The sequence below is a fragment of the Dactylosporangium sp. McL0621 genome (assembly GCF_049995355.1).
Taxonomy (GTDB): Bacteria; Actinomycetota; Actinomycetes; order Mycobacteriales; family Micromonosporaceae; genus Dactylosporangium.
In genome coordinates this window covers 9,823,589-9,848,790 of sequence record NZ_CP188259.1, presented here as the reverse complement: position 1 = coordinate 9,848,790, position 25,202 = coordinate 9,823,589, and the positions used below count along the sequence as shown (strand labels likewise).

The window sequence follows — 25,202 nt, the reverse complement described above, 5'->3', positions numbered from 1 at the left end:
CACGGTTTGCCCTGTGCGTCTAGCCGGGATCGCGTTGCTGACGGTGTTGCTGGCCGGTTGCTCGTCCCCGGCCTCGGCCGCGGGCCGCTCGCTGCCCCACATCAACCCCACGGACTTCCACCACGCCTCGGCCGACCCGTCCGGCGGCGCCGACGGCCTCGTGAGCGTCTCGACGATCGCCCGGCATCTGGACGTACCGTGGGGACTGGCCTTTCTGCCGGACGGCAACGCGCTGGTCACCGAGCGCCGGACCGGGCGCATCGTGCGGGTGACGCCGACCGGCGCCGTGTCGCTCGTCGCGCGGGTGCGCGAGTCGACGTCGGACAACGAGGGCGGCCTGCTGGGCCTGGCGGTCTCGCCGGCGTACCGCACCGACAAGACGGTGTTCATCTACTACACGACGGCGACCGACAACCGCATTGCCCGCCTGCACCTCGACGGCCGCGCCCGCCCGCGCCCGATCGTCACGGGCATCCCGAAAAGCGGCATGCACGACGGGGGCCGGCTGGCCTTCGGCCCGGACGGCTACCTGTACGCGACCACGGGCGAGGCCTCGCATACGGAGGCGGCGCAGAGCCTGGCCAGCCTGGGCGGCAAGATCCTGCGCATGACGCCGGACGGCAAGCCGCCGCCGGGCAACCCGTTCCCGCACTCCCTGATCTGGTCGTACGGCCACCGCAACCCGGAGGGCCTGGCCTGGGACGCGGCCGGCACCATGTACTCGGCGGAGATCGGCGAGGCGGTCTGGGACGAGCTGAACATCATCCGCCCGGGCGCCGACTACGGATGGCCGGCGGTCGAGGGGATCGGGAACAAGCGCGGCTACGTGGACCCGGTGGTGGCCTGGCACCCGGAGGTGGGCGTGAGCGCGGGCGTGGCCGTGACGGGCACGACGGCGATCGTGACGTGCCTGCGGGGCCAGCGCATTTATCTGGTACCGCTGGGGAAGACCCCGTCGCCGGCCCCGGTCCCGTCGTTGGGCACCGCGTCGGTGCAGTGGCGCACCGGCTCGGGCGTGGCCGGCAAGCCGGTCGAGGCCCTGACCGGGCGCTACGGCCGCCTGCGGACGGCGGTGACGGCCCCGGACGGCAGCGTGTGGGTGACGACGTCGAACCGCGACGGCCGCAACCCGACCGGCCCGGTCCCCGACGACGACCGGGTCCTGCGCCTCACCCTCTCCTGAGCCGGGGAGCCGTCAGCAGACCGGACGACCGCCGGCGGACGTCGACGTAGCGTCGTGCACCTCCGGGGGGCCGGCGGCGGCCACCTCCCCAGCGGCGATAGGCCGACTTTACGCACCCCAGCCGGTTAGTTCAACGCCCTTCCAAACCTCTTGCGGCGAGCTGCCGGGCCTGCCGTTCGTGCACGCCGGCCACCCACTCCCAGCCGTCCCGGGCCGACGGGCCGACCCGCGGGTCGCTCACCGCACCGCCGTCGCGCACGGCGTGCAGGTACGCCCGATCCTGGTCGATCCGTGCGCGGACCTGCCCGGCCCCGCCGGCGGACCCGTGGCCGGGGACGACGACGTCGGCGTCGCCCGCCGCGTCCTCGAGCAGCCGCAGCGCGGCGAGGTAGTCGGCGATCGGGTCGGCGGCGCCGCTCAGGTCGAGCATCGGCATCAGGACGTCGGAGAGCATGTCACCGGCGACGAGGACCGCGCGGTCCTCGATCAGCAGCGCCGCATGGCCCGAGGCGTGCGCCTGGTGCTCGACGATCCGGACCCGCGGGCCGTCCCAGGGCACGTGCGTCGCCCCGGCGGGCAGGCCGGTGATGACGCCGATCAGGTCCAGCGGCACCCGGTCGGCGATGTCGGGCGGGATCATCATGCGGACGCGGGCCTTCGCGCCCGCGTCCGACAGCCGCGCCCCGGCCGTGGCCGCGCAGCCGGCCGTGCCGTAGCGGGGCGCCGCGCCGAGGCTGTCGTGCCAGAGGAGGTGATCCCAGTGCGGGTGCGTCGAGAAGCCGGCCACGACGGCCTGCCCCGAGCCGGCCAGGTCGCTCGCGAGGCAGGCCATCTCGTGGTCCTGCACCCCGGCGTCGATGAGCAGCGCGCCGGCCGGGCCCCGCACGACGACGGCGTTGCTCTGGCAGAACTCGCTCTCGTGGATCAGTACGCCCTCCGCGACCGGCCTCAGCACCGGGGCTCCCTCCGCTGGTGATCTGCAACCGATCATCGACGGTACTACGGGCGCAGGCCGCTCCGGTGGGGGAGTCTGGAAGCGTGAGCGGACACGACCACGACCACGGGCACGGGGTGGGCCAGGACGCCGACCGGCGCTGGCTCGGCCTCGCCCTGGGGCTGATCGCGGCGTTCATGGCCGGCGAGGTCGTCGTCGGCCTGCTCGCGCACTCCCTCGCCCTGCTCTCGGACGCGGCCCACATGCTCACCGACGCCGGGGCCATCGCGCTCGCCCTCGTGGCCATGCGGCTGGCGGCGCGGCCGCCGAAAGGGGGGTACACCTTCGGGCTGAAGCGCGCGGAGATCCTCTCGGCGCAGGCGAACGGGCTCACCATGCTCATCCTCGCGGCCGTCCTCGCGATCGAGGCGGTGCGGCGGCTGGCCGACCCGGCGGACGTCGTCGGGCTGCCAGTGCTCGTGACCGCGGTCGCCGGCGTCGCCGTGAACCTGGTCGCGGCCTGGGCGCTGAGCCGCGCCAACCGGACCAGCCTCAACGTCCAGGGCGCGTTCCAGCACATCGTCAACGACCTGTTCGCGTTCGTCGCCACGGCGCTGGCCGGGCTCGTCATGGTCACCACCGGTTTCACCCGCGCCGACCCGATCGCCACGCTGCTCGTCGTCGCGCTCATGGTCCGCGCCGGGATCGGCCTGGTCCGCGCGTCCGGGCGGATCTTCCTGGAGGCGGCGCCGAGCGGCATCGACCCGCCCGTGCTCGGGGCCCGGCTGGCGGCGGTACCGCACGTCGTCGAGGTGCACGACCTGCACGTCTGGCAGATCACCTCGGGGGAGCCGGCGCTGTCCGCGCACGTCCTGGTGGCCCCGGGCCGCGACTGCCACGCGGCGCGGGCCGCGATCGAGGAGCTGCTGCGCCACGAGTACCGGCTCACGCACAGCACCCTGCAGGTCGACCACGCGCACGGCGGCCCGGCCGACGTGCACTGCGAGGACGCCCACGGCGTCGCGTACCGATCGGCGTAGCGGGGGATCGCTACCGTGAGGCGCATGCCCGACCCGATGCGCCCCTCGCTGATGACGAAGATGCGTGCCTCGCTGGCCAAGGAGCGCGACGCGATGGTGCTGGAGGCGCTGCGGGGCGCGGGCAAGGCCGCCTACGACGAGATGATGGAGGCCGACCGCGTCCGCGAGCAGCTCGCCGCCGGCGGCGAGACACTCTGGGACGCGCCGCCGGCGACGGGGAGCCTGCTGCTGGCGGCGTGGAACGCGTACATGCTGCAGACCCTCGGCGAGCAGTTCCTCGACGCCGACTACGCGGCCCGCCCCGGCACGGTCGGGTATGTCCCGGCGGTGACGTTCGACCAGGTGGCGGCCTGGCTCTCGGCGGTCGAGGGGTGGGTGTCGCGGGCGCGGCAGGCCCGGGTCAACCCCGACTACGACATCGCCGCCGAGCTCACCCTGCCGGCCGGGCTGCCGGACTGGGCCGAGGTCGAGCCGTGCCCGCCGGAGCACCTGGCCGCGCTGCTGGCGTCGGTGCCGCCGCTGCGCCAGCACATCGACGTGGCCGTCTACGGCCTGGAGCGCGCCGGCGTCCCCGCCGAGCACCGCGCCGGCGTCAACCGGCTCAAGCAGCTCAACGCCGAGGCCGCCGCGGCCGCCGACTACGCGGTGGCGCTGCGCACCGACCGGCACGACGCGAAGCTGCACGAGCTGATCGAGAACAACCTCAAGAACGCCCTCGAGCTGTGGTTCCACGTCGGCCAGCTGGCCGCGATGCCCAGCCTGATGGCCGGCTACCGGCCGCTGCACGCGGCGCCGCGCCCCGACGTGGCGACGCTGCCCGGCGGCGCCCACTTCGACCAGTGGTGCCTCACCGACCGCATCACGCTGCGCCGCTGGCGCAAGGACCCGCAGGCCCGGGCCGCGATCGCGCAGCTGTGGCGCGACGACCCCGACCCGGCCGCCACGGTGGCGCTGAAGGCCGAGATCGACGCCGCGGCGCGGGCCGGCGACGTGGTGACGTTCCGCACCGGCGACGGCAGCAGCTGCTACTACGAGTGCCCGTGGTCGGCGCTGTACGAGGTGCGCCGCCCGGTGCGCCTCGGCGGGCGCCAGCTGCGGGTGCTGCAGCAGTTCGCGCTGCAGGCGGCGGCCGGCCCCGGCGCGGGCGCCTTCCGCCGGGGCATCGTGGTCGGCCCGTTCGAGGCCACGAACGAGGTCGAGTACTAGCCGAGTACTAGCGTTCCTGCAGCGTGCCGGCCAGCAGGCCGCGCATGAAGAACCGGCCGAGCAGCACGTAGATGGCCAGGGTCGGCAGGCTCACCAGCAGCGCGCCCGCCATGGCCTGGCCGAACGGCACCGACTGGCCGCCGGCCACGTTGTTCAGCGCGATCGTCACCGGCCAGGAGTCGCGGCTGGTCATCATCGCGCCGAACATGAAGTCGTTCCACGACGACGTGAACTGCCAGATGATCGCGACGGCGAACGCGGGCTTCGCCAGGGGTACCGCCAGATCCACCCAGGTCCGCAGCACCCCCGCCCCGTCGAGGCGGGCCGACTCCAGCAGCGCGTCGGGCATCGACACGAAGTGGTTGCGGAAGATCAGGGTGGTGATCGGCAGCCCGTAGATGATGTGGATGAGCATCAGGCCGAGCAGGCCCCCGGTCGCGTCGCCGGAGCCGCGCAGCCCGACGTTCGTCATGGTCTGCGACACCGGGATGATCACGGCCTGGTACGGCACGAAGATCCCGAAGAGGATCAGCGGGAAGACCACGTTGGAGAGCGGGAAGCGGAACTTCGACAGCACGAACCCGTTCGCGCAGCCGAGCAGGGCCGAGATGAGCGAGGCCGGGATCGACAGCGCCAGGGAGTTGCGGAAACCCGAGGAGAGCTTCGGCAGTACCGCGGAGAAGTTGTCGAACGACAGGCTGGTCGGCAGCTCCCAGATCCGCGTCACCGACACGTCGGCCGGGTTCTTGAAGCTCGTCACGATGAGCACGTACACGGGCATGAGGAAGAACGCGGCCAGCGCCCACAGGATGACGTACCGCAGCGTCGTGCGCACCGGCCCCGGGCGCTGCCAGCGCGGGATCGACGACGGGTCGGGGGCCGGCGGGCCGCCCGGCGTCGGCAGCCGCGAGGGCCGGTGGGTCTGGGCCGAGTTCTGCGGCACGGAGGCGGTAGCGCGAACCATCGGTCGACTCATCTGCGGATCATCGCCGTTCCGTGCGCAGGCTGTACCAGACATACGGGCCGACCACGAGGGCCACCCCGAGGAGCAGGACCGTGGCGATGGTGGCGCCGCGGTCGTAGAACCCGCCGTCGAACGTGGTGAACCACATGTACAGCGACGGGGTGTCGATGCGCAGGTTGCCCTGGTCGAGCGCGTAGAGCAGGTCGAACGTCTTCAGCGAGATGTGGATCATGATGAGCATCGCGCTGAACGTGACCGGGCGCAGGGCCGGGCGTACGACGTACCAGAAGATCTGCGTCTCGCTGGCCCCGTCCATCCGGGCCGACTCGCGCAGGGTCTCGTTGACACCGCGCATGCCCGCCAGGAACAGCGCCATGACGTACCCGGACAACGCCCACCCGGCCGGCAGCGCGACCGCGGCGATCGCCCACACCGAGTCGGACTTGTGCCAGTCGCTGCGCAGGAACCCCAGGCCGACGTCGGCGAGCAGCTTGTTGATGCCGGCGGTGTCGTTGCCCGAGCCGTTGTCCAGCAGCCAGCGCCACACGATCGCGGTGGCGATGAACGAGATGGCCATCGGGAACAGGAACACGCCGCGCAGGAAGCCCTCGCCACGCACGCCCCGGTCCAGCAGCATCGCCATGAGGAAGCCGAGCAGCAGCGCGCCCGCCACGAACACGACGGTGAAGATGATCAGGTTGCGCATGTCGGCGCGGAAGCGCTCGTCCTTGAGCAGGTTGGCGTAGTTGTCCAGGCCGACGAAGTGGTACTTGGGGGAGAGCCCGCGCCAGTTCGTGAACGACACGCGCACGTTCCAGCCGAGGAACCCGTAGACGAAGACGCCGATGAGAATCAGCGACGGCATGACCAGCACGAGGCCGGGCAGCCAGCGGGGGCCGCGCTGCTTGTGCGGCCGGCGCTTGCGCGTCTCGAACGCGGGCCGTTCCGGCTCCGACGAGTGCCGGGCCCGGTGCTGCTGCTGTTGTAGTTGCTGGCTCGGCTCCTGCCGAACGGGCAGGTTCACTGCGTCTCCCGGAACTGCTGCTCGACGGTCCGAGCGAACTTGCCCTGGTCGCCGTCCTGGACGAACAGGCCCAGCGCCGAGTCGATCTCCGCGTTGTACGCGTTGTTCGCCACCACGCCGTGGGTCAGCGACCCGACGATGCGGACCTTCGGGTCGCGCCACTGTTGCAGCGCCCACCCCAGGTAGTCCTTGTAGAGGCCGGCGTCGGCGTCGGTCCGCGCCGGGATCGAGCCCTTGAGCGGGTTGAAGAGGTTCTGCCCGTCGGTCGAGCCGCACTCGATCAGCCACTTGCGCGAGAGGTCGGGCCGGCGCGCCCCGGTGGGCAGCGTGAACGTGTCGGACAGGAAGTCGTAGACCCCGTCGCTGCCCGGCGACGCCGCCGCGTTGTACCCGTCCTGCCAGTGCAGGCCCTTGGTCTGCTCCAGGTACGACGAGGACCAGTCGCCCATCACGGCGTACACCGCGGAGCCCGACACCACCCGGTCCAGCTGCGGCTGCCAGTCGCCGGCCGCGGACTTCACGTCGGAGACGGCCAGCACCTTCGCGTAGGTGGCCAGGGCGGCGCCCACGTCCGGCGACATCCAGCTCATCTGCCCGGCCCACAGCTGGTCGTACCGGTCCGCGCCGAGCTCGCCGAGCAGCACGGTCTCCAGCAGGTGCTTCTGCGTCCACTCCGGCCCGAGGGCGAGGGCCACCTTGCCCTTGGCCTTGATGACCTCGGCCTGCTGCAGGAACTCGGCCCAGGTCTTCGGCGGCCCGGAGAGGCCCAGCTCGCGCAGGGTCTTCGGGGTGTACCACATCAGGTTGGCCCGGTGGATGTTCACGGGCACCGCGTAGATCTTCCCGTCGATGGTCAGGTTGTTCACGAGCCCCTTCGGGAACACCTTCGTCCAGCCCTGCTGCTGGTACATGTCCGAGAGGTCCTGCACCTTGCCCGAGCGCACGTCGTCGAGCAGCTCGAGCCCGGCGTGGCGCTGGTAGGAGTCGGGCGGGTCGTTGGCCAGCAGCCGGCTGGCGAGGATCGCCTTGGCGTTGGAGCCGGCGCCGCCGGAGACGGCCGCGTTGACGAACCGCACGCCCGGATTGCCGCCCTCGAAGGACTTGGCCATCGCGGCCAGGCCCTCCTCCTCACCGGGTCCGGTCCACCATGAGTACACCTCGAGCTGGTCGTTGCTCGCGCCCCGCACCGCGAACATCGACAGGCCACAAATCAGCGAGACAACCAGAATCGCCAGGATCGCCAAGCGGCCCTTCCACACACCAACACCCCTCCTGCGAGCCCGATGAGGCCGCGGCGCGGCGACTCCAACGGCGGGGCGGCGCTCGCGTGCCGTCCAGGGACGCTATGCGTGTATGTAGCGGTTGGTGATGGAACCTTAGGGCGCTACCCAGCGTCGATCGGTTACTTACCGGCGCCGAACGGTGGACCTTTTATCACGGTGTAATGAAATTGTTGCAGCCGGTGTTGTCTGATGATTTCCGCAGGTCGATGGGCATGTTTGGGAGCGCTACCATAACGGATTTAAAAATCACCGGTTCACAGACTGGTATGCCATTCGTTACCGTGGCACTCGGTGCAACACTTACCGACACCTCGGAGGCGAGCGTGCCGCACGATGGTTCACCGGTCAGTCTTCTTCACGACCCCGCCAGCCCAGTCGCCATCCGCTTCCACGGCGAGATCGACGCGTCGTGGGCCGCCGAAGCCCAGCACAGCCTGGTCGAGGCCCTGCTGCACCACCGCCCCGACCCGATCGTGATCGACCTGCGCGGAGCGACCCGCCTCGACCCGCGCGTGCTCGGCGCCATCCTGGCCACCATCGACGCCGCCGACGACCTCGACGTGCCCGTGCAGGTTCTGCTGGGCGCGCTGGACCCGACGGGCGGCCTGCTCCCCGCCACCCCCTGAAGCCGCCGCGCGATATGCCGGGCGCCGCCGCCCCCGGCATATCGGATTTTTACGATTTTTGCGGAAGCCACGCCAGCATCGGCACCAGTACCCGCAGCAGCGGCTCGCCCCAGACCTGCAGGGTCTGCTCCCACGGGTGCCCCCGCGTGCCCAGCGCGAAGTCCTCGGTCCCGACGACGTAATGGTCGCCGTTGGGCACCACCAGCCACGGCGGCGCCGTGGTCACGCGGTGCGGCCAGAAGCGGTGCGACGCGTGCTCCCAGTTCAGCACCAGCAGCGGCGTGTCCGGCGGCAGCACCCGGACGAACGCCAGGTGCGCGAGGCTGTCCACCGCCCGCTCGGCCGCGTTGAACTCGGCCTGGACCTCCGCGGTGAAGAAGCCGCTGAGATCGAACGTCACCGACGGACGGGGGTCGTCGGGCACGCGCGCCCACAACTCGTCGTACGTATCGAACGCGAGGTCCTCCCACGGCGCCACGCGCAGCAGGATATCTGCTAACAATGTCGGCATGAATCGACTCGGGTGGGCGGCCTCCGCCACGGCGGCGGTAGTGCTGGTGTGTGGCGGCGGCCCGTTCGCCGTGGGCTTCCCCCAGCGTTCGTCGTTCCTGGCCGACCAGGAGCCGCAGGCCTGCTCGCTGTTCGCCCGCTCGTCGCCCTTCGGCGAGGTGTCCAGCTGCATCGACCTGGGCCGGCGCACCCCGCCGCTCAGCGGGGCCGGCCACGTGTTCCTCCTGCTGGAGACCGTGCAGGGTCCGACCGTCGTGCGCATCGACTACGAGGGCACCGGCAAGGAAACGTTCACGGCGACCGCCGTCGAGGTGCCGACCTACGAGGCCCCCGGCATCTCCCACGAGACCGGCGAACGGCTCAAGACAGGCATCGACTCCCGCGGCGGCCTGAGGACGGCGCCGTGGAAGGTGTACCCGGTGTAGGGCTGTCCCTACCGCGAGGACACCGGCCCGCGGGCGTGAACCGGGACCCCCGCACGCGGTGAGATTGGTCCATGACCGAAGACGTCGTGGCGCTCGAGGGCGTGCACAAGCGGTTCGGCACCGTGGTCGCGCTCGACTCGGTGACACTGGGGTTCGCCCGGGCAACGTTCACGGCCGTCATGGGGCCGTCCGGGTCGGGCAAGTCGACGCTGCTGCAGGCGGCCGCCGGGCTGGAACGGCCCACCGCCGGCACGGTACGCGTCGCCGGCACCGACCTGGCGACCCTGAACGAGACCGGGCTGACGCTGCTGCGCCGGGACCGGATCGGCTTCGTGTTCCAGGCCTTCAACCTGCTCTCCTCGCTGAGCGCCGAGCAGAACGTGGCCCTGCCGCTGCGCCTGGCCGGGCGCAAGCCGTCCCGCCGGGAGGTGCGGGCGGTGCTCGACGCCGTCGGGCTCGCCGACCGGGCCCGGCACCGGCCCGCCGAGCTCTCCGGCGGCCAGCAGCAGCGGGTCGCCATCGCCCGGGCCATCATCACCCGGCCCGACGTGCTCTTCGCCGACGAGCCGACCGGGGCCCTCGACTCGCGCACCGGGCGCGAGGTCCTCGGCCTGCTGCGGTCCATGGTGGACGGCCAGGGCCAGACGGTCGTCATGGTCACCCACGACCCGTTCGCGGCGGCCCACGCCGACCGCGTGGTCTTCCTGGCCGACGGGCGCGTGGCCGCCGAGATGGCGGCCCCGACCCCGCAGGCGGTCGCCGAGCGGATGACCGCCCTCGAGACCGACGGCGCGGGGGTGTGACGATGCTGGGGATCGCGCTGCAGACGGTACGGGCCCGCTGGGCCTCCTTCGCCGGCCTCTTCGTCGCGCTCGGGCTCGGCGTCGCGTTGCTGGCCACCACCGGCCTCACGCTCGCCTCCAGCGTCGGCGGGGCGCGCCGGCCGGTCTGGTACGACACCGCCGACGTCGTCGTCGCGGGCCAGAACAGCATCACGGTCGTCGTCGATGCCGGCACCGAGGACGAGGACACCAGCAGCACCTCCACCAACCGCTCCCGCGCACTGCCCGCGGACCTGGCCGCGCGGCTGCCCGGGGCGGTCGTCGACCGCTGGCTGCCCGGCAACGGCCACCCCTGGTCGGCCGCGGCGCTGCACGGCATCCCGGCCGATGCCGGGCCGCGCGCCGACGACGAGGTGGTGGCGACCGGCGGGCATCCGGGCGACCGCGTCACCATCGCCGGCCGCGAGTTCACGGTGGCCGGGACAGTCGGCGGGCCGACCGCGGTATACCTCACCGACCGGGCCGCCGAGCAGCTCAGCGGCGGCCGGATCGACGCGCTCGCGGTGCGGGGCCGGACCGCGGAGCAGGTGCGGGCCGCGGTCGGCGAGGGCCCGCGCGTGCTCACCGGCGACGCGCGCGCCGAGGCCGAGCCCAACCCCGACGGCGACCTGCTGGCCGTCGCCGCGTCGCTGCTGGGCACCACGGCGGGCGTGGCCGCGTTCGTCGCGGTGTTCGTGGTCGCGGGCACCTTCGCGTTCGCCGTGGCCCAGCGGCGGCGGGAGCTGGCCCTGCTGCGCGCCGCCGGGGCCACGCCGCGGCAGGTGCGCCGGCTCGTGCTCGGCGAGGCGCTGGTCGTCGGCGCGGTCGCCGGGCTGGCCGGCTGCGCCGCCGGGCTGCTCGCCGCGCCGCCGTTCGCGCACTTCATGGGCCGCAACGGCTTCGCGCCGGCCGGGTTCACCGCCGGGTTCGTATGGTGGCCGCTGCTGGCCGCGTTCGGCGCCGGGCTGCTCGTGGCGCTCACCGGGGCGATGGTCGCGGCCCGCCGGGCGGGGCGGGTCCGGCCGATCGAGGCGCTGCGCGAGGCCTCCGTCGAGCGGCGGGTCATGACCGCCGGGCGCTGGGTGTTCGGGCTGCTGTTCCTGGGCGGGACGGCCGCGATGCTCATCTGGGTCCCGGTCGACGGGCCGGAAGCGATCGCGCTGGTACTCCTGGATGCCCAGCTGGCCATCACCGGTGTCGCGCTCTTCGCCCCGCTGCTGGCCCCCGGCGCCGCCTGGCTGGCCGGCCGCCTGCTCCCCGGCGTGACGGCCGCCCTCGCGCGGGACGGGGCCCGCACGGCGGTGCGCCGGACCGCGTCGACCGTGGCCCCGATCCTCGTCACCGCCGGCATCGCCGCCACGACCCTGTCCGCCACCGCCACCATCTGGCAGGCCCAGGCCGACGCGGGCGCCGCCCGGCTCACCGCGACCGGCGTGCTCGTGAACCCGGTCCGGGTGCCGGACGGCGGGGTCCCCGTCGCGCGCTCGGTGGTGTACATCAACCAGGACGACTACGCCGAGCCGTTCGACGCGCTCTTCGCGGGCCCCGGCCTGGCCCGCGTCATGCGCGTGAGCGCCGAGCCGGCCGACGGCACCATGGTCGTCGGGCACGCCCTGGCCGCCTCGATGCGCTGGCGCACCGGCGACACCGCGGACTTCTGGCTCGACGACTCCACCCCGGTCCACCTGCGCGTCGCGGGCGTGCTGGACCCGTCCGTCGACCTCGACGACGCCGTGCTGCTGCCCTGGTCGCTCGGGCCCGGCCACGCCGACGCCGTCTACCTGTCCGGCCCGGCCGCGGACCCGGGCCGGCTCACGCCGGCCCAGTACTTCACCGGCCTCGAGGCCGAGCAGCGCCGCATGAACGACCTCGCCCTGCTCACGGTGCTCGGGATGGCGCTGCTGTACACCACCATCGCCATCGCGAACACCCTGGTCATGGCCACCGCGGACCGCTCCCGCGACCTCGCCGTGCTGCGGCTGGCCGGCACCACGCCCCGCCAGATCCTCGGCATGGTCGGCGTCGAGGCCCTGCTGGCCACGGCGGCCGGGCTGGCGCTGGCGTGGGCGCTGGCCGGTGGGGTGCTGCTGGCGATGGTGCCGCACCTGAGCGCCGGGGGAGCGAAGGTGGCGCTGGTCGTGCCGTGGACCCCGGTCCTCGGCGTGGCGGCCGTGTGCGGCGTCGTGGCGGTGATCGCGGCGGTGGCCCCGGCGGCGGTCGCGCTGCGGACCCCGGCCGCGCGGATGGCCGCCGTGCGCGAGTGAAACGCCCGAAAAGGTAACCCCGCGCCGTAACCGGCCGATTGGGCTCCCGGGATCGCCGAGGGGGTCGAGTGCTGCTGCGGGCATACGCCGGTCTGGTCGTGGTGCTGGGTGTCGTGTACTTCCTGACGCCCGACTCGCCCCTGCGCACCGTGCTCTGGGCGGCCATCGCCTTGTCCGCGGTGGTCGCCGTCGTCACCGGGATCGTCCTGCACCGAGTCGCTGCTGAGCGAGGACGCCGAGGTCGCCACGAGCCGGCTGGCCGAGCTCAAGGCGCTCGGGGTGCGGCTGGCCGTCGACGACTTCGGCACCGGGTACTCCTCGCTGTCGCGCCTGCACGCCTTCCCGATCGACATCCTGAAGATCCCGAAGCCGTTCGTCGACGGCGTGGCGCGCGGGCCCGAGCACTCGGCCCTGGCCCGCGGGATCCTCGACCTGGCCCAGGCGCTGGACCTGCAGGTCGTCGCCGAGGGCATCGAGGACGCCGCCCAGGCGTGCGAGCTGGCGCGGCTGGGCTGCCCGATCGGCCAGGGCTTCCTGTTCTCCCGCGCGGTGGCGGCCGAGGAGTTCGGGGAGCTGCTGGCCCGGGGCGCCTTCGCCCTCGCCTCCTAGCTCGCGCTGCAGGTGACGGCGGGGGTCCCGCCGGTGCCGGTGCCGATGAAGCCGTACGTGGCCGAGGCGTTCGGGGCCAGGGCGCCGTTCCAGGCCACGTTGGCCGCGGTGACCACGGCGCCCGACTGGGTGACTGTCGCGTTCCAGGCCTGGCTCACCGTCTCGCCCGCCGTGAACGTGAAGCGGGTCGTCCAGCCCTTGATCGCCGCGGTGCCGGCGTTGCGGACCGTGACCTCACCCTGGAAGCCGCCGGGCCACTGGTTCGTCACCTTGTAGGTGGCCGCGCAGCCTCCCGACGGTACCGAAGAGGCACTGGGGCTTGTGCTTTTCGAAGGTGACGGGCTCCTGGTGGTGGGCGACGGGCTCGTCGGGACGCCGCCGCTGAGGACCTGGGCCAGCGGCGGGTACCAGCGCGCGGCCATCTTCTGGTTGCCGCTGTCGTTCGGGTGCACGCCGTCGCCGGTGTCGGTGGCGGTGTTGAAGCCCGTCCACTGGTCCACGACCACGATCGGCGACGCCGCCGTGGTCTTGCCGGCCGCCCAGCCCGGGATCGCGGCGTTGAGCGCGACCACCCGCTGCGCGCACTCCGGGCACGTCGACGGGTTCATCGGGATGATCTGCGCGACGAGGACGCGCATCGACGGGTTGCTGGCGCGCATCTGGTCGACGAGCTTCGAGTACGCCGCGAGGATCGTGTCGGTGCTGCGGTTGCTCCACACGTCGTTGGTGCCGAAGTGCATGAGCACCACGTCGGGGTGGGTCGCGTCGAGCCACCCGACGAGCTGGTTCTGGTCGGCGACCGCGGTCACGAGCGCGCCGCCGTGGCCCTCGCCGTCACCGTCGTACGGCACCGAACAGCCCTGCGGGGCCTGGGTGCCGACGAAGTCGATGTTGGTGTACCCGCCGGCCTGCAGCTGCTGCCACAGCAGCGCCCGCCAGCAGCCCGGCGAGCCCGTGATCGAGTCGCCCAGCGGCATGATCCGCACCGGCGCGGCCGCGGCCGAGCCGGGCAGCGCCAGCGCGACCGAGGCGGCCAGCAGGGCCAGCACCGCCGATACCGTGGACACCAGACGCCAACGCATGATGCGCTCCCTCCGACCGGTTGCCGTTGGGGCGGATTGAAGCAAGCGCTTCGATGCAGCTCAATGCCGTGGGGCGGGCCGGGCCGGGGACCAGCGCGCGGGAGTGAACCTTCCACGGTCGGGCTGTGCCATCCTCATATCCGAATGCGTGAACACGGGGAGGAATCATGACGCAGCCGTACGAGCACTACGAGGTGTCACCGGCCGGCGAGGAGTACACCGGGCAGTACCCGCCGCAGCCCTACTCCGCCCCGCCCCAGCAGCCGTACCAGGCGCCGCCGCAGCCGTACTCCGCGCCGCCGCAGCAGCACTACCAGCCCGCCTACGCGCCCGCCCCGCCGCCCGTGCCGCCGCGGCGCAACAGCGGGCTCATCGCGCTCATCGCCAGCCTCGCCGTGCTCGCCGTCGTCGCCATCGCGGTCGTGGTGGTCGTCGTCGTGCGCAAGGACGACCCGGCGCCGCAGGGCCAGGGCCCGGCCGCGACCACCGCCGCCGCGCCGAGCGCGGGCCGGACCGACGCCCAGGTCGGGCCGGTCGACTCCTGCCTGGTCGGCAACTGGAAGCAGACACAGTACAGCGCCCTGTTCGACCTCAGCAGCGTGACCGTCGGCGGCAAGAAGATGGGCGAGACCAAGCTCAGCGGCGGCGGGCGCACGTGGAAGATCTCCGTCGACGGCAAGGGCACCGAGGACTGGTCCGGGGCCCGCTACACCGGCCGGACCGATGACGGCCACGACGTCGAGGCGACGTTCACCGGCAAGAACGAGTGGGACCTCAAGACCGCCAACCACGAGATCCTGTTCACCTCGACCGGCAGCACGGTGACCATCACCGTCGACGTGGACGGCAAGCAGGCGCTGAACAACACCGTGGAGCCGCACAACAACCCGCAGCCGTACGAGTGCGGCAAGAACTCCTGGACCGCGAAGTCGCTGACCGACCCGAACGCCAACACCGTGTACGACCGGGTCTGATCAGGCCTTCGCGAGGAGCGCGGCGAGCTCGGCCGGGCGGCTGAACATCGGCCAGTGCCCGGTCGGCAGCTCGAGCACGCGGTAGTCGCGCCGGTCGAGGCCCGCGAAGAACGGGTGCCCGGCCGCGATCATCTGCTCCACGTTCTCCCGCGTGAACGTGCTGATCACCAGGTCGGTCGGGGGCTGCTCGGGGCGGGCCAGGCGGAGCTTGGCGGCGACGGTGGCCTGCGGGTGCGGGGTGCTCTGCTTGTGGATCCACTCCGAGCGCCCCTCCAGACCGGCGAACAGCGCCGGGTCGTCGGCCGGGTCGAACGAGGGCGGCGGCACGTCGGCGCGCGGCGGCTCGCCCCCGCCGAAGTCGGCCTGCGCGGTGCCGTCCGGAACCGGGCCGCTGTCGACGTACACCACCCGCCGCACCCGGTCCCCGAGCCGCTCGACCGCACCGCGCACCGGGAAGCAGCCGTAGCTGTGCGCGACGAGCACGACCTCCGGCGCGTCGCCGGCCGCGGCGACCACGTCGTCGATGTGCGACTCGAGCGTCGCGTCCTCGCCGGCCCGCTCGGCCAGCCCGCCCAGCGTCACCGCGGTGACGTGATGGCCGGCCGCGCGCAGGGGCTCCGCGACCTCGTCCCACGCCCACGCGCCGAGCCACATCCCGGGAACCAACACGAAGTTCGTCATGCCTGCGACGGTACGATGGAATCAGGGCGAATCCGGTCCTGATTCAACGGCCTCGGAGGAGTGGCCCGTGTCACAGTCCACCGGGCGCGTGCTCGCGCTGCTGGAGGTGCTCCAGGCCCAGCCCGGCATCACCGGTCCGCAGCTGGCCGAGCGGCTCGGCATCGACGAGCGCACCGTGCGCCGCTACGCCGCCGCGCTGGCCGACCTCGGGCTGCCGGTGCGGGCCGAGCGCGGGCGGTACGGCGGCTACCGGCTCGCCCCGGGCTACCGCCTCCCGCCGCTGATGCTCGGCGACGACGAGGCCGTGGCCGTCGTCCTCGGCCTGCTCGCGGCCGAGCGGCTCGGCCTGGGCATCGGCACGGCCGCGCGCGCGTCGGCCCTGGCCAAGATCGAGCGGGTGCTGCCGGCCGTGCTGCGCGAGCGGGTGCAGGCGGTGCGCGAGACCCTGGGCTTCACCCAGCCGGCGCGGGCGGGCGGCCTGTTCGACGTACGCCATCTGCTTTCTCTCGGCGAGGCGGCCCGCGACCGCCGCCGCGTCACGCTCACCTACCGCTCCTGGCGGGGCGAGGACTCGGAGCGCGACTTCGACCCGTACGGCGTCGTCTTCCACGCCGGCCGCTGGTACGCGAGCGGCTTCGACCACCGCCGCGGCGAGCTGCGCACCCTGCGGCTGGACCGCATCGGCTCGGTGTCGGTGGGGGAGACGCGCTTCGAGGCGCCCGCCGCGTTCGACGCGGCCGGGCACGTGGTCGCGGGGCTGGCCGCGGTGCCGTACCGCCACGAGGTCGAGGTCCTGCTGCGCGCCACCCCCGACGAGGTGCGCCGCCGCGTGCCCGCCACGGTGGGCACGGTGACGCCGGCCGACTTCGGCGCCCGGCTCGCCTGCCGTGCCGAACACCTCGACGGCATGGCCCGCATGCTGGCCGGCCTGGGCTGGGACTTCACCGTCGTGTGCCCGGACGCCCTGCGCGACGAGGTCGCGAAACTCGGACGACGCCTGGTGGCCCTCGCCGATACCGTGCCCGGGTGACCTACATCAAGAGCGTCACCTTCGACTGCGCCGACGCCCTCGCCCAGGCCCGCTTCTGGGCCGCGGCCCTCGGCTCCGACGTGGACGAGGACTCGACCCCGGACCGCGCCTTCGTCGAGGCCGCGGGCTGGGGCGAGCCGTTCGGCGACTACGTCGAGGACTCGCCGCCGGACTGAAAGCCGGCCAGCTCCCGCACCGCCGTCTCCAGCGCCACATCCACGCCCTGCTCGATCATGAGCCGATAGGCCGGATCACCGGCGGCCGCGGTGCGCCGGATGCCGGCGGCCGAGGCGCTGACGCGTTGCCGGACCGTGTCGACGAACGGGCCGGGCGGCCCCTCCCACCCGTACGCGTCGAGGAACACCCGCAGCCGCCGAGGCCGGTCCGCAAAGGCGGTGAACCCTTCCGCCCGCACCACGTCACGGGCGTGGAGCGGCACCCAGGCGAACGCGGTGAACGCAAGGTCCCACTCCGGCGTGACGGGCGCGGCGAAGTCCCAGTCGAAGAAGCCCACGAGCCGCCCATCGGCCCACGCCGCGTTGTAGGGCGCGGCATCGTTGTGGCCGACGACCAGACCGGGCCGCCACGCCCCGCCCTCGCGCCAGACCGCTCCGGGCGGGGGCACGAAGCTCGCGACGGCGGCGTGGTAGCTCCGAAGCCAGCCGGCGACCTGGCGGAGCGCGTCATCACTGTGCACCCACGCCGGCCAGGGCCGGGCGACCCCGACCGTCTCGCCGGGCAGGTACGACAGCACTTCCCGGCCCTGCTCGTCGAAGCCCCACGCCCGCGGCGCCTGACCGAAGCCGGCTTTTTCCAGGTGCTGGAGCAGCGCGTGCACGGATGGCGTCCACCGCCCCGGAACGCGCCGGACGGTGTCACCGACACGGACCGCTCCACCCGTGTTCCCGCCAGGAAGGCGCTGCTCCTCGCTCACGGCTCAATCCTCGCCGATTACTGCGCTTTCAACGCAGACGGCGGCCGACTACGGCAACGAATTGCGTCCTTAGACGCTCCGAAACCGCCAAATTATTGCTTTTCCCCTAAAAATGCGGTCCGGCGGCGTTGAGTGCGGCGGCGATGGGCTCGAGGTCGGCGGCGAGCTGGTCGCGTTCGCTCGGGCTGAGGCAGGTGTACGCGGCGGCGGCGAACTCGTCGGTGATGGACTCGATGTGCTCCTTGGTCTTGCGGCCGACATCGCTGAGCAGGCCCGAGTCGTCGATGAGGCCGCGGTCGCGCATCCCGTCGACGACCGCGGTCAGCTGGGCCGTGGGCAGGTGGTGGATTCGGCCGAACTGTTCCGGGCGCATGCCTTCGGCGAGGGCGTGCAGGACGTGGGCCTCGGTCCCGCCGATGCCGGCGGCGACGAGGGCGGCGTTGTGCCCGTCCCCGCGGTGCTCGCGCAGCAGGGTGGCGGCGTGCCAGAGCCGGGCGACGGGCTCGTCGGGGATGGGCAGGGTGCGCAGGGCGGCGTAGAGGGCGCGTCCGTGGGTGGGGGCGCTGGTCGCCGCGGTGGTGGCCAGGTCGGCGGCGCGGGTGAGGGTGGTGGTGCCGGCGAGGTCGCCGAGGATCCGCCGGAGCGCCGCGGTGCAGCCTTGCCGGCGGGCGGTGAGTGCGGCTTCGGGGGTGGTGATGGTCCAGACGTGGGGGATGTGGCGGGCGACCTCGCCGGGTGCGAAGTTGTAGAAGACGGCGTCGACGACCTCGGCCGGGGCGTGGCCGAGGGGTGCGGCGCGGCCGGCGAAGTAGGCGTCCCAGGTGTTGCGCAGGCCGAGGGCGAGGAGGGCCTGGTCGGGTTCGTCGGCGAAGTACGCGACGAGGTGGACCGGCTCGATGAGCTGGTGCAGGCGGCGGGCGGTGTCACCGGTCACGGGAGCCAGGGACGGCATCCGGATCATCTCCTCGTGGTGGGGGTCGTTCATCCCCTGCTACGAACGGTCCTGCCCCGATCCGACACCTCCCCCCGAACTTCTTCTCAGTCGACCGGCAACACCGAGGGGTCGAGCTGCCACGCGCCGGCGGGGAGGAGGACGCACACCGGCCGCTCGTGCGGGGAAGTGGCCGACTCGTAGGCCGCGGCCACCTCCCGCGCGGCCCGGCCGTGTCGTGGCAGCAGCCGCATCACGATCCAGTAGGCCGGCCCGTCGCCACGCTCCGCGGCCTGCCGCAGCAACGCGAACGCCTCGGCGTCGTCGCCCTTCTGGTGCAACAGCCCGGCCAGGTTCACCGGCGCGTTCGGATCCCCTTCCGCGACCGCGGCCCGGAGGTGCTCCTCGGCGTCGTCCAGCACACCGTCGTCCCAGAGCGTGACGCCGAGCATGTTCCGCGCACCGGGTACATCGGCGGCCACCGCCTCGCCCAGCAGCCGCAAGGCCTCCGAATGGGACGCGGCGTCGGCACCCGAGTACTGAAGGAGCAGGAACTCGGCCAGCCGCGCCCGGGCCGGCCCGTGCCCGGCCGCCACCGCCGCACTCAGCAGCGCCAGCGCTTCGGCCTCGGCCGGTCCGCCCTCGTCGGCAAGTTCGTCGCCTCGCCGGAACCATTGCTCCGCGTCGTCCACCCGGACATGAAAGCACGCACCGACCGTCGACGGCTGCCGGTGCAAGGGCCAGGTCAGCCGCCGATCAGCTTCCAGGCGCGCGCCCCGCCGAGCACCCCCGCGGTGTTCGGCACGATGGTCACGTCGCCGCCCAGCCGGGCCACCGCCTCGGCGTCGATGAGCGCCGCGTTCCCGCCGCCGATGAAGAGGCGGTCCCAGCGGAAGACCGGCCGCAGCCCGTCCACCACCCGGCGCACGCGCCGCGACCAGCGGGCGTTGCCCAGCTCGCGGCGCTGGATCTCGCCGATGTACGTGTCGTAGGTCTTCTTGCGCCGGATCGGGCCGTGCGAGAGCTCCAGGTGCGGCGCGAGCGCCCCGTCGTCGAAGAGCGCGTTGCCCAGGCCCGTGCCGAGGGTGATGACCAGCTCCAGGCCGGTGCCGTCGACCAGGGCGGCGCCGTGTACCTCGGCGTCGTTGAGCACGAGCACCGGGCGGCCGAAGGCGCGGTTGAGCGCGGCCCGGGCGTCGTAGCCGGTCCAGGCCGCGTAGAGCTCCGGGTCGACCGGGGTGTGCGGGCCGGCCCGGTTGACGTAGTGCGGGGTGGCCACCACGCGGCCGTGGCGGATCATGCCGGGCAGGCCGACGGTGACCCGGTCCGCGTCCGGGAGCTGGGACTGGATGTCCAGCAGGGCGCGGATGAAGCGGTCGGGCGGGAACGGGTACGGCGTCGGGATCCGGATCGGGCCGCCGACCAGCGCGTCCGCGTCGTCGACGACGGCCGCCTTCAGGCCGCCGCCGCCACAGTCGATGGTCAGCGTGTTTCCCATCGGTGGATTGTGCGCCCAGCGGTGCATCGGCGCCGCTCGGACCCAACAAAAAGCAGCATTGATCACGCGGCCCGACCGCTCGGCGCAACCGGCGGATCACTCGTCGCGCCGAGTGGTGCCGCCGGCTCGACGCGGCCGCGAACATCGCTGACAATCAATGTGCCGGCAGCCCCCGAAGACCCCTGCACGCCGCCTCCGCCAGGGCGGCGTGCAGGCCATCTCCCCAGGGAGGAATCGGCATGCGACGAATCCTGACCACCATCGGCCTGGCCGCCGCCATGGTCGTGACCGCGCTGGGCGCCGCCGCGCCCGCGTACGCCGAGTCCAACGGCGGCGTGAAGATCATGCCGCTGGGCGACTCGATCACCGACGGCTACAACGTGCCCGGTGGCTACCGCATCAACCTCTGGCAGCGCCTCGCTGCCGGCGGGTACACCGTGGACTTCGTCGGCTCCGGTTTCAACGGGCCCGCGAACCTCGGCGACCACGACCACGAGGGCCACTCCGGCTGGCGCATCGACCAGCTCGACGCCAACATCGTCGGCTGGCTGCGCTCCTACGCCCCCCGCACCATCCTGCTGCACATCGGCACCAACGACATGAACCAGAACTACGACATCGCCAACGCCCCCGCGCGGCTGTCGGCGCTGATCGACAAGATCCGGGCCAACGACCCCCTCGTCGAGCTGTTCGTCGCCCAGATCACCCCGGAGAGCGACCCGACGCTGGAGGCGCGGGTGCAGGCGTACAACGCCGCCGTTCCCGGGGTGGTGGCCGGCAAGGGCTCGCGCACCCACCTCGTCGACATGCACTCGGCCATCACCACCGCCGACCTGGCCGACGGTGTCCACCCGAACGCGGGCGGCTACGACAAGATGGGGGCGCGGTGGTATTCCGCGCTGCAGTCGGTGCCCGCGAGCCTCCAGGGCGGCGGCGTACCTCCGGTCGGTACCGCGGCCGCAGTGGTGAACCCGCAGTCCGGGCGCTGCCTCGACGCCTCCGGGGGCGGCACCGCCAACGGCACCCAGCTCATCATCTGGGACTGCAACGGCGCCGCCAACCAGTCGTGGACGCGCACGGCGGCGGGAGAGCTGCGGCTGTACGGCAACAAGTGCCTCGACATCAACGCCAACGGCACCGCCAACGGCACCAAGGTGCAGCTCTGGGACTGCAACAACACGAACGCGCAGAAGTTCACGTTCAACACCGACGGCAGCGTCGTCGGCGTGGGCTCGGGCAAGTGCGTCGACGTGACGTCGAGCGGCACCGCGAACGGCACCAAGGTGCAGCTCTGGGACTGCAACGGCACCGGCGCCCAGAAGTGGGCCCGCCGCTAGCCCCTAGAGTCGCAGCAGGCCCGACAAGAGGCTGCGCACCGTCCGCTCGAACAGATCTGGGACGTCCTCCGGGGCCTGCAGCGCCCCGGAGGACGCCTCCGCGATCGCCGTGGCCAGATTCTTGTACCGCGAGAAGTCGACGGCCGCGAAGGAGAGCCCCTCCGGCTGCGGCCGCGCGAACAGCGACACGACGCCGGTGATCATCGCGACCGCCTCGAACTTCGCCGTCGTGGGGCGCCGCACGGGCGCCAGGACGCCGATGCAGTGGTCGAAGTACGCCAGGCCGTTGGGGCCGAAGCCCTTGGTCTGCTGTACCGCCTCCAGCAGCCACGCGTGTCGCTTGTAGACGGTCAGCTGCCGTTGGGCCAGCAGCACCAGCGCGTCGATCGGGTCGGCGGCCTCCGGGTAGGGGCGGAGGTCGCCGATCGCCGCGTCGGCCATCAGGTCGAGCAGGTCGTCGCGCGAGGAGAGGTACCGGTAGAGCGAGCCCGCCCCGGTGCCGAGCTTCGCGGCGACCGCGCGCATCGACACGGCCCCGAGCCCGTCGGCGTCGGCCAGCGCGATCGCGACCGCCACGATCTCCTCGCGGCTGTGCCCCGGCGTCGGGCCCCGGGTGCCCCGCGGCGGCCGCTGGAATATCGACTGGCTCTCCTCCACCCCACTACTGTAAACTGCAAACACCGTTCGCAGATATGGAGGGGTCATGGATCTGGTGGTGGTGCACGGCGGGGCTATCACGGCGAAGTACTACGAGCCGCTGGCCAAGCGCCTCAAGGGGCGGGTGGACGTCCACCTCTACAACCGGCGGGGCCGGGCCGGCGAGCCGCCCAAGCCGCCCGGGTACACGGTCGACGACGAGGTCGCCGACCTCGCGACGGTGCTGGAGCGCACCGGCGCGCGCAACGTGCTCGGCCACAGCTACGGCGGCCTCGTCGTCATGCGGGCCGCCCTGGAGCTCGACCTCGACTCGATCATCCTGTACGACGGCACCGTCAACGTGGACAGCGTGTTCCCGACGGCGTACATCCCGCAGATGCGCGCCTACGTCGACGCCGGGGACATCCCGCGGGCCATCGCGGTGATGAGCAGCGGCCTGCAGCTCAACGCGCTGCCGTTCGGGGTGCGGGTGGCGATCTCCCGGCTGTTCCTCAAGACGCCGGTCGGGCGGATGATGGGCGAACTGCTGCCGGGCACCATGCTGGAGACCGAGGAGATCATCGCGACCGACGGGCCGGCCGCGCAGTACGCGGGCGTCACCGCGCGGACGCTACTGGTCGCGGGGGCGAGGAGCGGCGCCTACTACCGGGCGATGAACGAGAAGCTGGCCGCGGTGATGCCGGACGCGCGCACGCTGGTCCTGCCGCGCTCGGCGCACAATGCGCCCTGCATCGCCCGCCCGAACTTCACGGACATGGTCGCGGGGTTCCTGACCCGGGCTCCCGCGAAGGAGCCCGGGCACTAGAGGGTCAGCGGGTCCAGCGCTGGTTGGCGCCCGCGTTGCAGGTCCAGAGCTCCACCAGGGTGCCGTTCGCGGTGCCCTGGCCGGTGACGTCGAGGCAGAGCCCGGACTGCACGCCCAGGATCGTGCCGTCGGAGCGGACGGTCCACTGCTGGTTCGCCCCGCCGTTGCAGTCCCAGATCGCCACCGGGGCCCCGGTCGTCGTCGCGTTGTTCAGCACGTCGAGGCACTTGTTCGAGTACACCCGCAGGCCGCCGTTGGAAAGTTGCGTCCACTGCTGGTTGGCGCCGCCGTTGCAGTCCCAGATCTCGACCTGGGTACCGTTGGTCTGCGACTGGTTGGGCACGTCGAGGCAGCGGCCGGACTGGGCCGAGATGAGCTGGCCGCTCACCGGCGGGGGAGGCCCGGCGACGGCGGTCACCGACAGGTTGTCGAACTGTGCGGTCTCGCCCTGGCTGGTGCCGATGCCGACCTGGCCGGTGCTCCACACCGAGTCGGTCAGGGTGGCCACCGTGGCGCCGTCGATCTGGGCGGTGAGGTTGGTGCCCGAGAACGTCAGGGCGACGTTGTGCCAGGTGCCGGTGCCGGGCGCGGCCACGGTACCGCTGCGCAGGGTCGTCATGGCGTTGTTGACGTCGTTGCGCAGCAGTGTCCAGGCGCCGGTGTTCGACAGGCGCAGGTAGTACGCGTTGAGGCCTGCGGGCCCGAACGCGTGCTGGGTGCCGGCCCGGCCGATCACCTCGACGTAGCCCGCCTGCTCCAGCAGCACGTCGGTCGACACCTTGTAGTTGCTCCAGCCCAGGTCGCCCAGCAGCGCGTACGGGTCGCTGAGGTCGTCCCAGGTGATCGGGGCCCGCGGCGACATCTGCCGCACGCACTTCGTCCCGCCGCACTGGGCGATCTCGAAGGCGCCCTGCATGTCCGCGAGATACTTCGCCTCGCGCCCGATCGTGTACCCGTTGAAGTCGTCGGTGTACGGCAGGGCCAGGCTTCCGGCGGCCGGGGACGTCGCGGTGCCCTTGCCCTGGCCGGTGGTGGTGCTGAGCGTGTACACCCGGCCGGGCTGCAGCGTCACCGTGAACGTGCCGCCGGACGGGGTCACGTCGGTGGTGTGCGCGAAGTAGTCGGCCTGGCTGGTGCTGCTCAGCAGCGACGACCACACGTGCACGGCCCCGGTCGACAGGCCGCCGGTGACGGTCGCGGTGAACGGCTGCGCGGCGGTGGCGTCCATCGTCTCGATGACGACGCTGTAGTTGCCGGTGTTCGGGTCGCGCATGGTGACGTACGAGCCGTTGGCCCGGTTGCCGCCGAGGTAGCCCGACGCCGAGTCGAGGTAGCGCCAGCCCGGGGCGGTGAACTGCGTGGTGTGGGCCATGACCCAGGTGTTCTTGCCGACCGAGTAGTTGCCGGACCACGGCTGGGCGGCCAGGGCCACGCCCATCGTCGGGAAGGGGATGTTCGGGGTGATCGCCGCGATGACCGGCCAGTTGATGTACGCGGTCATCTTCCCGTCGATGTACCCGCGGTTGATGCCGCGGGCCAGCGCGACGGCGCCGAGGTTGTAGTCGTCGGAGCCGTTCTCGCTCGCCCAGACCTTCTTGCCGCTGTTGATGGCGTTGGTACTGCTGGGGCAGTTGGTCTGGGCCCCGCGGTACCCGCAGACGTAGTGCGAGCCGAGCACGTCGACGGCGGCCGCGAACGCCGGGTCGCTCACCACGTCGTTGGCCGGGTTCCAGCTGGTGTCGTCGGCGACGACCTTGACGTTGCCGTACCCGTGGCCGTTGAGCGCGGTCTTCAGCCGCTCGTACCAGCCCTTGTCGTAGCCGCGCTCGTTCCAGCCGCCGATGTAGTCGAACGTCAGGCCGTGGCTGTTCTTCGCGCAGTCCAGGAAGCTGATGTAGTAGTTGATCATGTCGTCGGACCAGAAACTGCCGTTGCCGATCCAGCCCGGCGCGCCCCAGGCGAGGGCGTACAGCTTGATCTGCGGGTTCCGGGCCCGCGCCTGCTCGGCCAGCCACCACTCGTAGCCGCGGTTGCAGTTGAGGTCGCTCGCGGTGTGCTGGTGGCTGGGCTCGGCGCCGCTTGTCGAGTTGGTGTCGCCGCCGACCTCGACCTTCATCATCTGCATGGCGGCGCCGTAGCCGGGCTTGAACAGGTAGTCGAGGATCTGGGAGCGTTGGGGCTCCGGGTAGTCGTAGAGCAGGCGGCTGTTGCCGCCGCCCCCGGAGATGGCGCCGACGCCGTCGAACGTGCGCCCGGCGGCGGACCCGTTGATGGTGACGGTGGTGGCCGCGGCCGCGGGCCCGGTGCTGATCAGCTGGGCGGCGACGAGACAGAGCGCGGCGACCAGGGCAAGACGTGCCTTCATGTGCGGTCCTCCATGGCGG

At 72.5% G+C, this 25,202-nt stretch carries 26 protein-coding genes; 13 read left to right on the top strand and 13 right to left on the bottom strand.

Going from position 1 to position 25,202, the window contains the following annotated elements; translation table 11 throughout:
• Nucleotides 1-13: 13 nt before the first annotated feature.
• Nucleotides 14-1,183: a PQQ-dependent sugar dehydrogenase gene (locus ACPPVO_RS46660; protein WP_426505252.1), complete on the top strand. Its 1,170-nt coding sequence runs from the start codon at nt 14-16 to the stop codon at nt 1,181-1,183.
• Between the two features lie 130 nt (nt 1,184-1,313).
• Here ACPPVO_RS46660 and ACPPVO_RS46655 read toward each other — a convergent pair whose 3' ends face one another.
• Complete coding sequence (locus tag ACPPVO_RS46655) at nt 1,314-2,138, bottom strand: MBL fold metallo-hydrolase (RefSeq protein WP_426505251.1); 825 nt, start codon at nt 2,136-2,138, stop codon at nt 1,314-1,316.
• Between the two features lie 83 nt (nt 2,139-2,221).
• On the opposite strand from ACPPVO_RS46655, the gene ACPPVO_RS46650 reads away from it, so the two are divergent.
• Together ACPPVO_RS46650 and ACPPVO_RS46645 are read left to right on the top strand one after the other, a co-directional pair.
• Nucleotides 2,222-3,157 (top strand): cation diffusion facilitator family transporter, encoded by a 936-nt coding sequence (locus tag ACPPVO_RS46650; protein WP_426505249.1) that lies wholly within the window; start codon nt 2,222-2,224, stop codon nt 3,155-3,157.
• Between the two features lie 24 nt (nt 3,158-3,181).
• Nucleotides 3,182-4,363: a hypothetical protein gene (locus ACPPVO_RS46645; RefSeq protein ID WP_426505247.1), complete on the top strand. Its 1,182-nt coding sequence runs from the start codon at nt 3,182-3,184 to the stop codon at nt 4,361-4,363.
• A 7-nt stretch (nt 4,364-4,370) separates the two neighbouring features.
• Here ACPPVO_RS46645 and ACPPVO_RS46640 read toward each other — a convergent pair whose 3' ends face one another.
• Genes ACPPVO_RS46640 through ACPPVO_RS46630 form a run of 3 tightly spaced genes read right to left on the bottom strand, consistent with a single transcriptional unit; the run spans nt 4,371 to nt 7,610 of the window.
• Nucleotides 4,371-5,339 carry a carbohydrate ABC transporter permease gene (locus ACPPVO_RS46640; RefSeq protein WP_426505245.1) on the bottom strand — a complete coding sequence of 323 codons (969 nt, stop codon included), beginning with the start codon at nt 5,337-5,339 and terminating at the stop codon, nt 4,371-4,373.
• A gap of 7 nt (nt 5,340-5,346) precedes the next feature.
• A complete protein-coding gene (locus ACPPVO_RS46635; protein WP_426505243.1) occupies nt 5,347-6,351 on the bottom strand; it encodes a carbohydrate ABC transporter permease in 1,005 nt (334 codons plus the stop codon).
• Entirely contained in the window at nt 6,348-7,610 is a 1,263-nt protein-coding gene (locus ACPPVO_RS46630) for an ABC transporter substrate-binding protein (protein WP_426505242.1), read from the bottom strand. Before ACPPVO_RS46630 ends, ACPPVO_RS46635 begins: the two co-directional genes overlap by 4 nt.
• Nucleotides 7,611-7,795: 185 nt before the next feature.
• On the opposite strand from ACPPVO_RS46630, the gene ACPPVO_RS46625 reads away from it, so the two are divergent.
• The gene (locus ACPPVO_RS46625; protein WP_426505240.1) at nt 7,796-8,260 is read left to right on the top strand and encodes an STAS domain-containing protein; all 465 of its coding nucleotides are present in this window, start codon (nt 7,796-7,798) and stop codon (nt 8,258-8,260) included.
• A gap of 49 nt (nt 8,261-8,309) precedes the next feature.
• Here the strand turns inward: ACPPVO_RS46625 and ACPPVO_RS46620 are convergent, their stop codons facing one another.
• Nucleotides 8,310-8,738, bottom strand: a complete 429-nt coding sequence (locus ACPPVO_RS46620; protein WP_426505238.1) for a DUF2716 domain-containing protein — start codon at nt 8,736-8,738, stop codon at nt 8,310-8,312.
• A gap of 31 nt (nt 8,739-8,769) precedes the next feature.
• On the opposite strand from ACPPVO_RS46620, the gene ACPPVO_RS46615 reads away from it, so the two are divergent.
• The 4 genes from ACPPVO_RS46615 to ACPPVO_RS46600 all read left to right on the top strand — a co-directional run bounded on the left by ACPPVO_RS46615 (nt 8,770) and on the right by ACPPVO_RS46600 (nt 12,889).
• Nucleotides 8,770-9,195 carry a hypothetical protein gene (locus ACPPVO_RS46615; protein WP_426505236.1) on the top strand — a complete coding sequence of 142 codons (426 nt, stop codon included), beginning with the start codon at nt 8,770-8,772 and terminating at the stop codon, nt 9,193-9,195.
• A gap of 71 nt (nt 9,196-9,266) precedes the next feature.
• Nucleotides 9,267-9,998, top strand: coding sequence for an ABC transporter ATP-binding protein (locus tag ACPPVO_RS46610; protein WP_360373918.1), 732 nt, complete (start codon nt 9,267-9,269; stop codon nt 9,996-9,998).
• Between the two features lie 2 nt (nt 9,999-10,000).
• Nucleotides 10,001-12,280 carry an FtsX-like permease family protein gene (locus ACPPVO_RS46605; protein WP_426505234.1) on the top strand — a complete coding sequence of 760 codons (2,280 nt, stop codon included), beginning with the start codon at nt 10,001-10,003 and terminating at the stop codon, nt 12,278-12,280.
• A gap of 219 nt (nt 12,281-12,499) precedes the next feature.
• Entirely contained in the window at nt 12,500-12,889 is a 390-nt protein-coding gene (locus tag ACPPVO_RS46600; RefSeq protein WP_426514816.1) for an EAL domain-containing protein, read from the top strand.
• Here the strand turns inward: ACPPVO_RS46600 and ACPPVO_RS46595 are convergent.
• Nucleotides 12,886-13,971 carry a cellulose binding domain-containing protein gene (locus tag ACPPVO_RS46595; protein WP_426505232.1) on the bottom strand — a complete coding sequence of 362 codons (1,086 nt, stop codon included), beginning with the start codon at nt 13,969-13,971 and terminating at the stop codon, nt 12,886-12,888. The two genes, ACPPVO_RS46600 and ACPPVO_RS46595, sit on opposite strands and share 4 nt — an antisense overlap.
• Nucleotides 13,972-14,138: 167 nt before the next feature.
• Here ACPPVO_RS46595 and ACPPVO_RS46590 point away from each other — a divergent pair, with 167 nt between their 5' ends.
• Nucleotides 14,139-14,945, top strand: coding sequence for a hypothetical protein (locus tag ACPPVO_RS46590; protein WP_426505230.1), 807 nt, complete (start codon nt 14,139-14,141; stop codon nt 14,943-14,945).
• On the opposite strand, the gene ACPPVO_RS46585 is transcribed toward ACPPVO_RS46590, so the two are convergent.
• Nucleotides 14,946-15,626 carry an esterase/lipase family protein gene (locus tag ACPPVO_RS46585; protein WP_426505228.1) on the bottom strand — a complete coding sequence of 227 codons (681 nt, stop codon included), beginning with the start codon at nt 15,624-15,626 and terminating at the stop codon, nt 14,946-14,948.
• A gap of 67 nt (nt 15,627-15,693) precedes the next feature.
• Here ACPPVO_RS46585 and ACPPVO_RS46580 point away from each other — a divergent pair, with 67 nt between their 5' ends.
• On the top strand, nt 15,694-16,656 hold the full coding sequence (locus ACPPVO_RS46580; protein WP_426505226.1) for a helix-turn-helix transcriptional regulator: 963 nt from the start codon (nt 15,694-15,696) through the stop codon (nt 16,654-16,656).
• A complete protein-coding gene (locus ACPPVO_RS46575; protein WP_426505224.1) occupies nt 16,653-16,832 on the top strand; it encodes a VOC family protein in 180 nt (59 codons plus the stop codon). The genes ACPPVO_RS46580 and ACPPVO_RS46575 overlap by 4 nt, the downstream gene beginning before the upstream one ends.
• On the opposite strand, the gene ACPPVO_RS46570 is transcribed toward ACPPVO_RS46575, so the two are convergent.
• The 4 genes from ACPPVO_RS46570 to ACPPVO_RS46555 all read right to left on the bottom strand — a co-directional run bounded on the left by ACPPVO_RS46570 (nt 16,805) and on the right by ACPPVO_RS46555 (nt 20,019).
• Nucleotides 16,805-17,494, bottom strand: a complete 690-nt coding sequence (locus ACPPVO_RS46570) for a phosphotransferase (protein WP_426505222.1) — start codon at nt 17,492-17,494, stop codon at nt 16,805-16,807. The two genes, ACPPVO_RS46575 and ACPPVO_RS46570, sit on opposite strands and share 28 nt — an antisense overlap.
• A gap of 202 nt (nt 17,495-17,696) precedes the next feature.
• Nucleotides 17,697-18,575: an SCO6745 family protein gene (locus ACPPVO_RS46565; protein ID WP_426505221.1), complete on the bottom strand. Its 879-nt coding sequence runs from the start codon at nt 18,573-18,575 to the stop codon at nt 17,697-17,699.
• A gap of 53 nt (nt 18,576-18,628) precedes the next feature.
• Nucleotides 18,629-19,213 carry a hypothetical protein gene (locus tag ACPPVO_RS46560; RefSeq protein WP_426505219.1) on the bottom strand — a complete coding sequence of 195 codons (585 nt, stop codon included), beginning with the start codon at nt 19,211-19,213 and terminating at the stop codon, nt 18,629-18,631.
• A gap of 53 nt (nt 19,214-19,266) precedes the next feature.
• Nucleotides 19,267-20,019 carry an ROK family protein gene (locus ACPPVO_RS46555; protein ID WP_426505217.1) on the bottom strand — a complete coding sequence of 251 codons (753 nt, stop codon included), beginning with the start codon at nt 20,017-20,019 and terminating at the stop codon, nt 19,267-19,269.
• Nucleotides 20,020-20,258: 239 nt separating this feature from the next.
• Between ACPPVO_RS46555 and ACPPVO_RS46550 the strand changes: the two genes are divergently transcribed.
• Nucleotides 20,259-21,356, top strand: a complete 1,098-nt coding sequence (locus ACPPVO_RS46550) for an RICIN domain-containing protein (RefSeq protein WP_426505215.1) — start codon at nt 20,259-20,261, stop codon at nt 21,354-21,356.
• Nucleotides 21,357-21,359: 3 nt separating this feature from the next.
• Here the strand turns inward: ACPPVO_RS46550 and ACPPVO_RS46545 are convergent, their stop codons facing one another.
• On the bottom strand, nt 21,360-22,013 hold the full coding sequence (locus ACPPVO_RS46545; protein WP_426505214.1) for a TetR/AcrR family transcriptional regulator: 654 nt from the start codon (nt 22,011-22,013) through the stop codon (nt 21,360-21,362).
• Nucleotides 22,014-22,059: 46 nt separating this feature from the next.
• Here ACPPVO_RS46545 and ACPPVO_RS46540 point away from each other — a divergent pair, with 46 nt between their 5' ends.
• A complete protein-coding gene (locus ACPPVO_RS46540; protein WP_426505212.1) occupies nt 22,060-22,818 on the top strand; it encodes an alpha/beta fold hydrolase in 759 nt (252 codons plus the stop codon).
• Between the two features lie 4 nt (nt 22,819-22,822).
• Here ACPPVO_RS46540 and ACPPVO_RS46535 read toward each other — a convergent pair whose 3' ends face one another.
• Nucleotides 22,823-25,183, bottom strand: a complete 2,361-nt coding sequence (locus ACPPVO_RS46535; RefSeq protein WP_426505211.1) for an RICIN domain-containing protein — start codon at nt 25,181-25,183, stop codon at nt 22,823-22,825.
• Nucleotides 25,184-25,202 lie beyond the last annotated feature (19 nt).

Coding starts and splice junctions, on each gene's coding strand:
- ACPPVO_RS46585 (WP_426505228.1), bottom strand. CDS start 15,626: ATGACGAACTTCGTGTTGGTTCCCGGGATGTGGCTCGGCGCGTGGGCG.
- ACPPVO_RS46595 (WP_426505232.1), bottom strand. CDS start 13,971: ATGCGTTGGCGTCTGGTGTCCACGGTATCGGCGGTGCTGGCCCTGCTG.
- ACPPVO_RS46550 (WP_426505215.1), top strand. CDS start 20,259: ATGCGACGAATCCTGACCACCATCGGCCTGGCCGCCGCCATGGTCGTG.
- ACPPVO_RS46610 (WP_360373918.1), top strand. CDS start 9,267: ATGACCGAAGACGTCGTGGCGCTCGAGGGCGTGCACAAGCGGTTCGGC.
- ACPPVO_RS46590 (WP_426505230.1), top strand. CDS start 14,139: ATGACGCAGCCGTACGAGCACTACGAGGTGTCACCGGCCGGCGAGGAG.
- ACPPVO_RS46605 (WP_426505234.1), top strand. CDS start 10,001: ATGCTGGGGATCGCGCTGCAGACGGTACGGGCCCGCTGGGCCTCCTTC.
- ACPPVO_RS46615 (WP_426505236.1), top strand. CDS start 8,770: ATGAATCGACTCGGGTGGGCGGCCTCCGCCACGGCGGCGGTAGTGCTG.
- ACPPVO_RS46565 (WP_426505221.1), bottom strand. CDS start 18,575: ATGAACGACCCCCACCACGAGGAGATGATCCGGATGCCGTCCCTGGCT.
- ACPPVO_RS46535 (WP_426505211.1), bottom strand. CDS start 25,183: ATGAAGGCACGTCTTGCCCTGGTCGCCGCGCTCTGTCTCGTCGCCGCC.
- ACPPVO_RS46625 (WP_426505240.1), top strand. CDS start 7,796: ATGAAATTGTTGCAGCCGGTGTTGTCTGATGATTTCCGCAGGTCGATG.
- ACPPVO_RS46645 (WP_426505247.1), top strand. CDS start 3,182: ATGCCCGACCCGATGCGCCCCTCGCTGATGACGAAGATGCGTGCCTCG.
- ACPPVO_RS46555 (WP_426505217.1), bottom strand. CDS start 20,019: ATGGGAAACACGCTGACCATCGACTGTGGCGGCGGCGGCCTGAAGGCG.
- ACPPVO_RS46640 (WP_426505245.1), bottom strand. CDS start 5,339: ATGAGTCGACCGATGGTTCGCGCTACCGCCTCCGTGCCGCAGAACTCG.
- ACPPVO_RS46540 (WP_426505212.1), top strand. CDS start 22,060: ATGGATCTGGTGGTGGTGCACGGCGGGGCTATCACGGCGAAGTACTAC.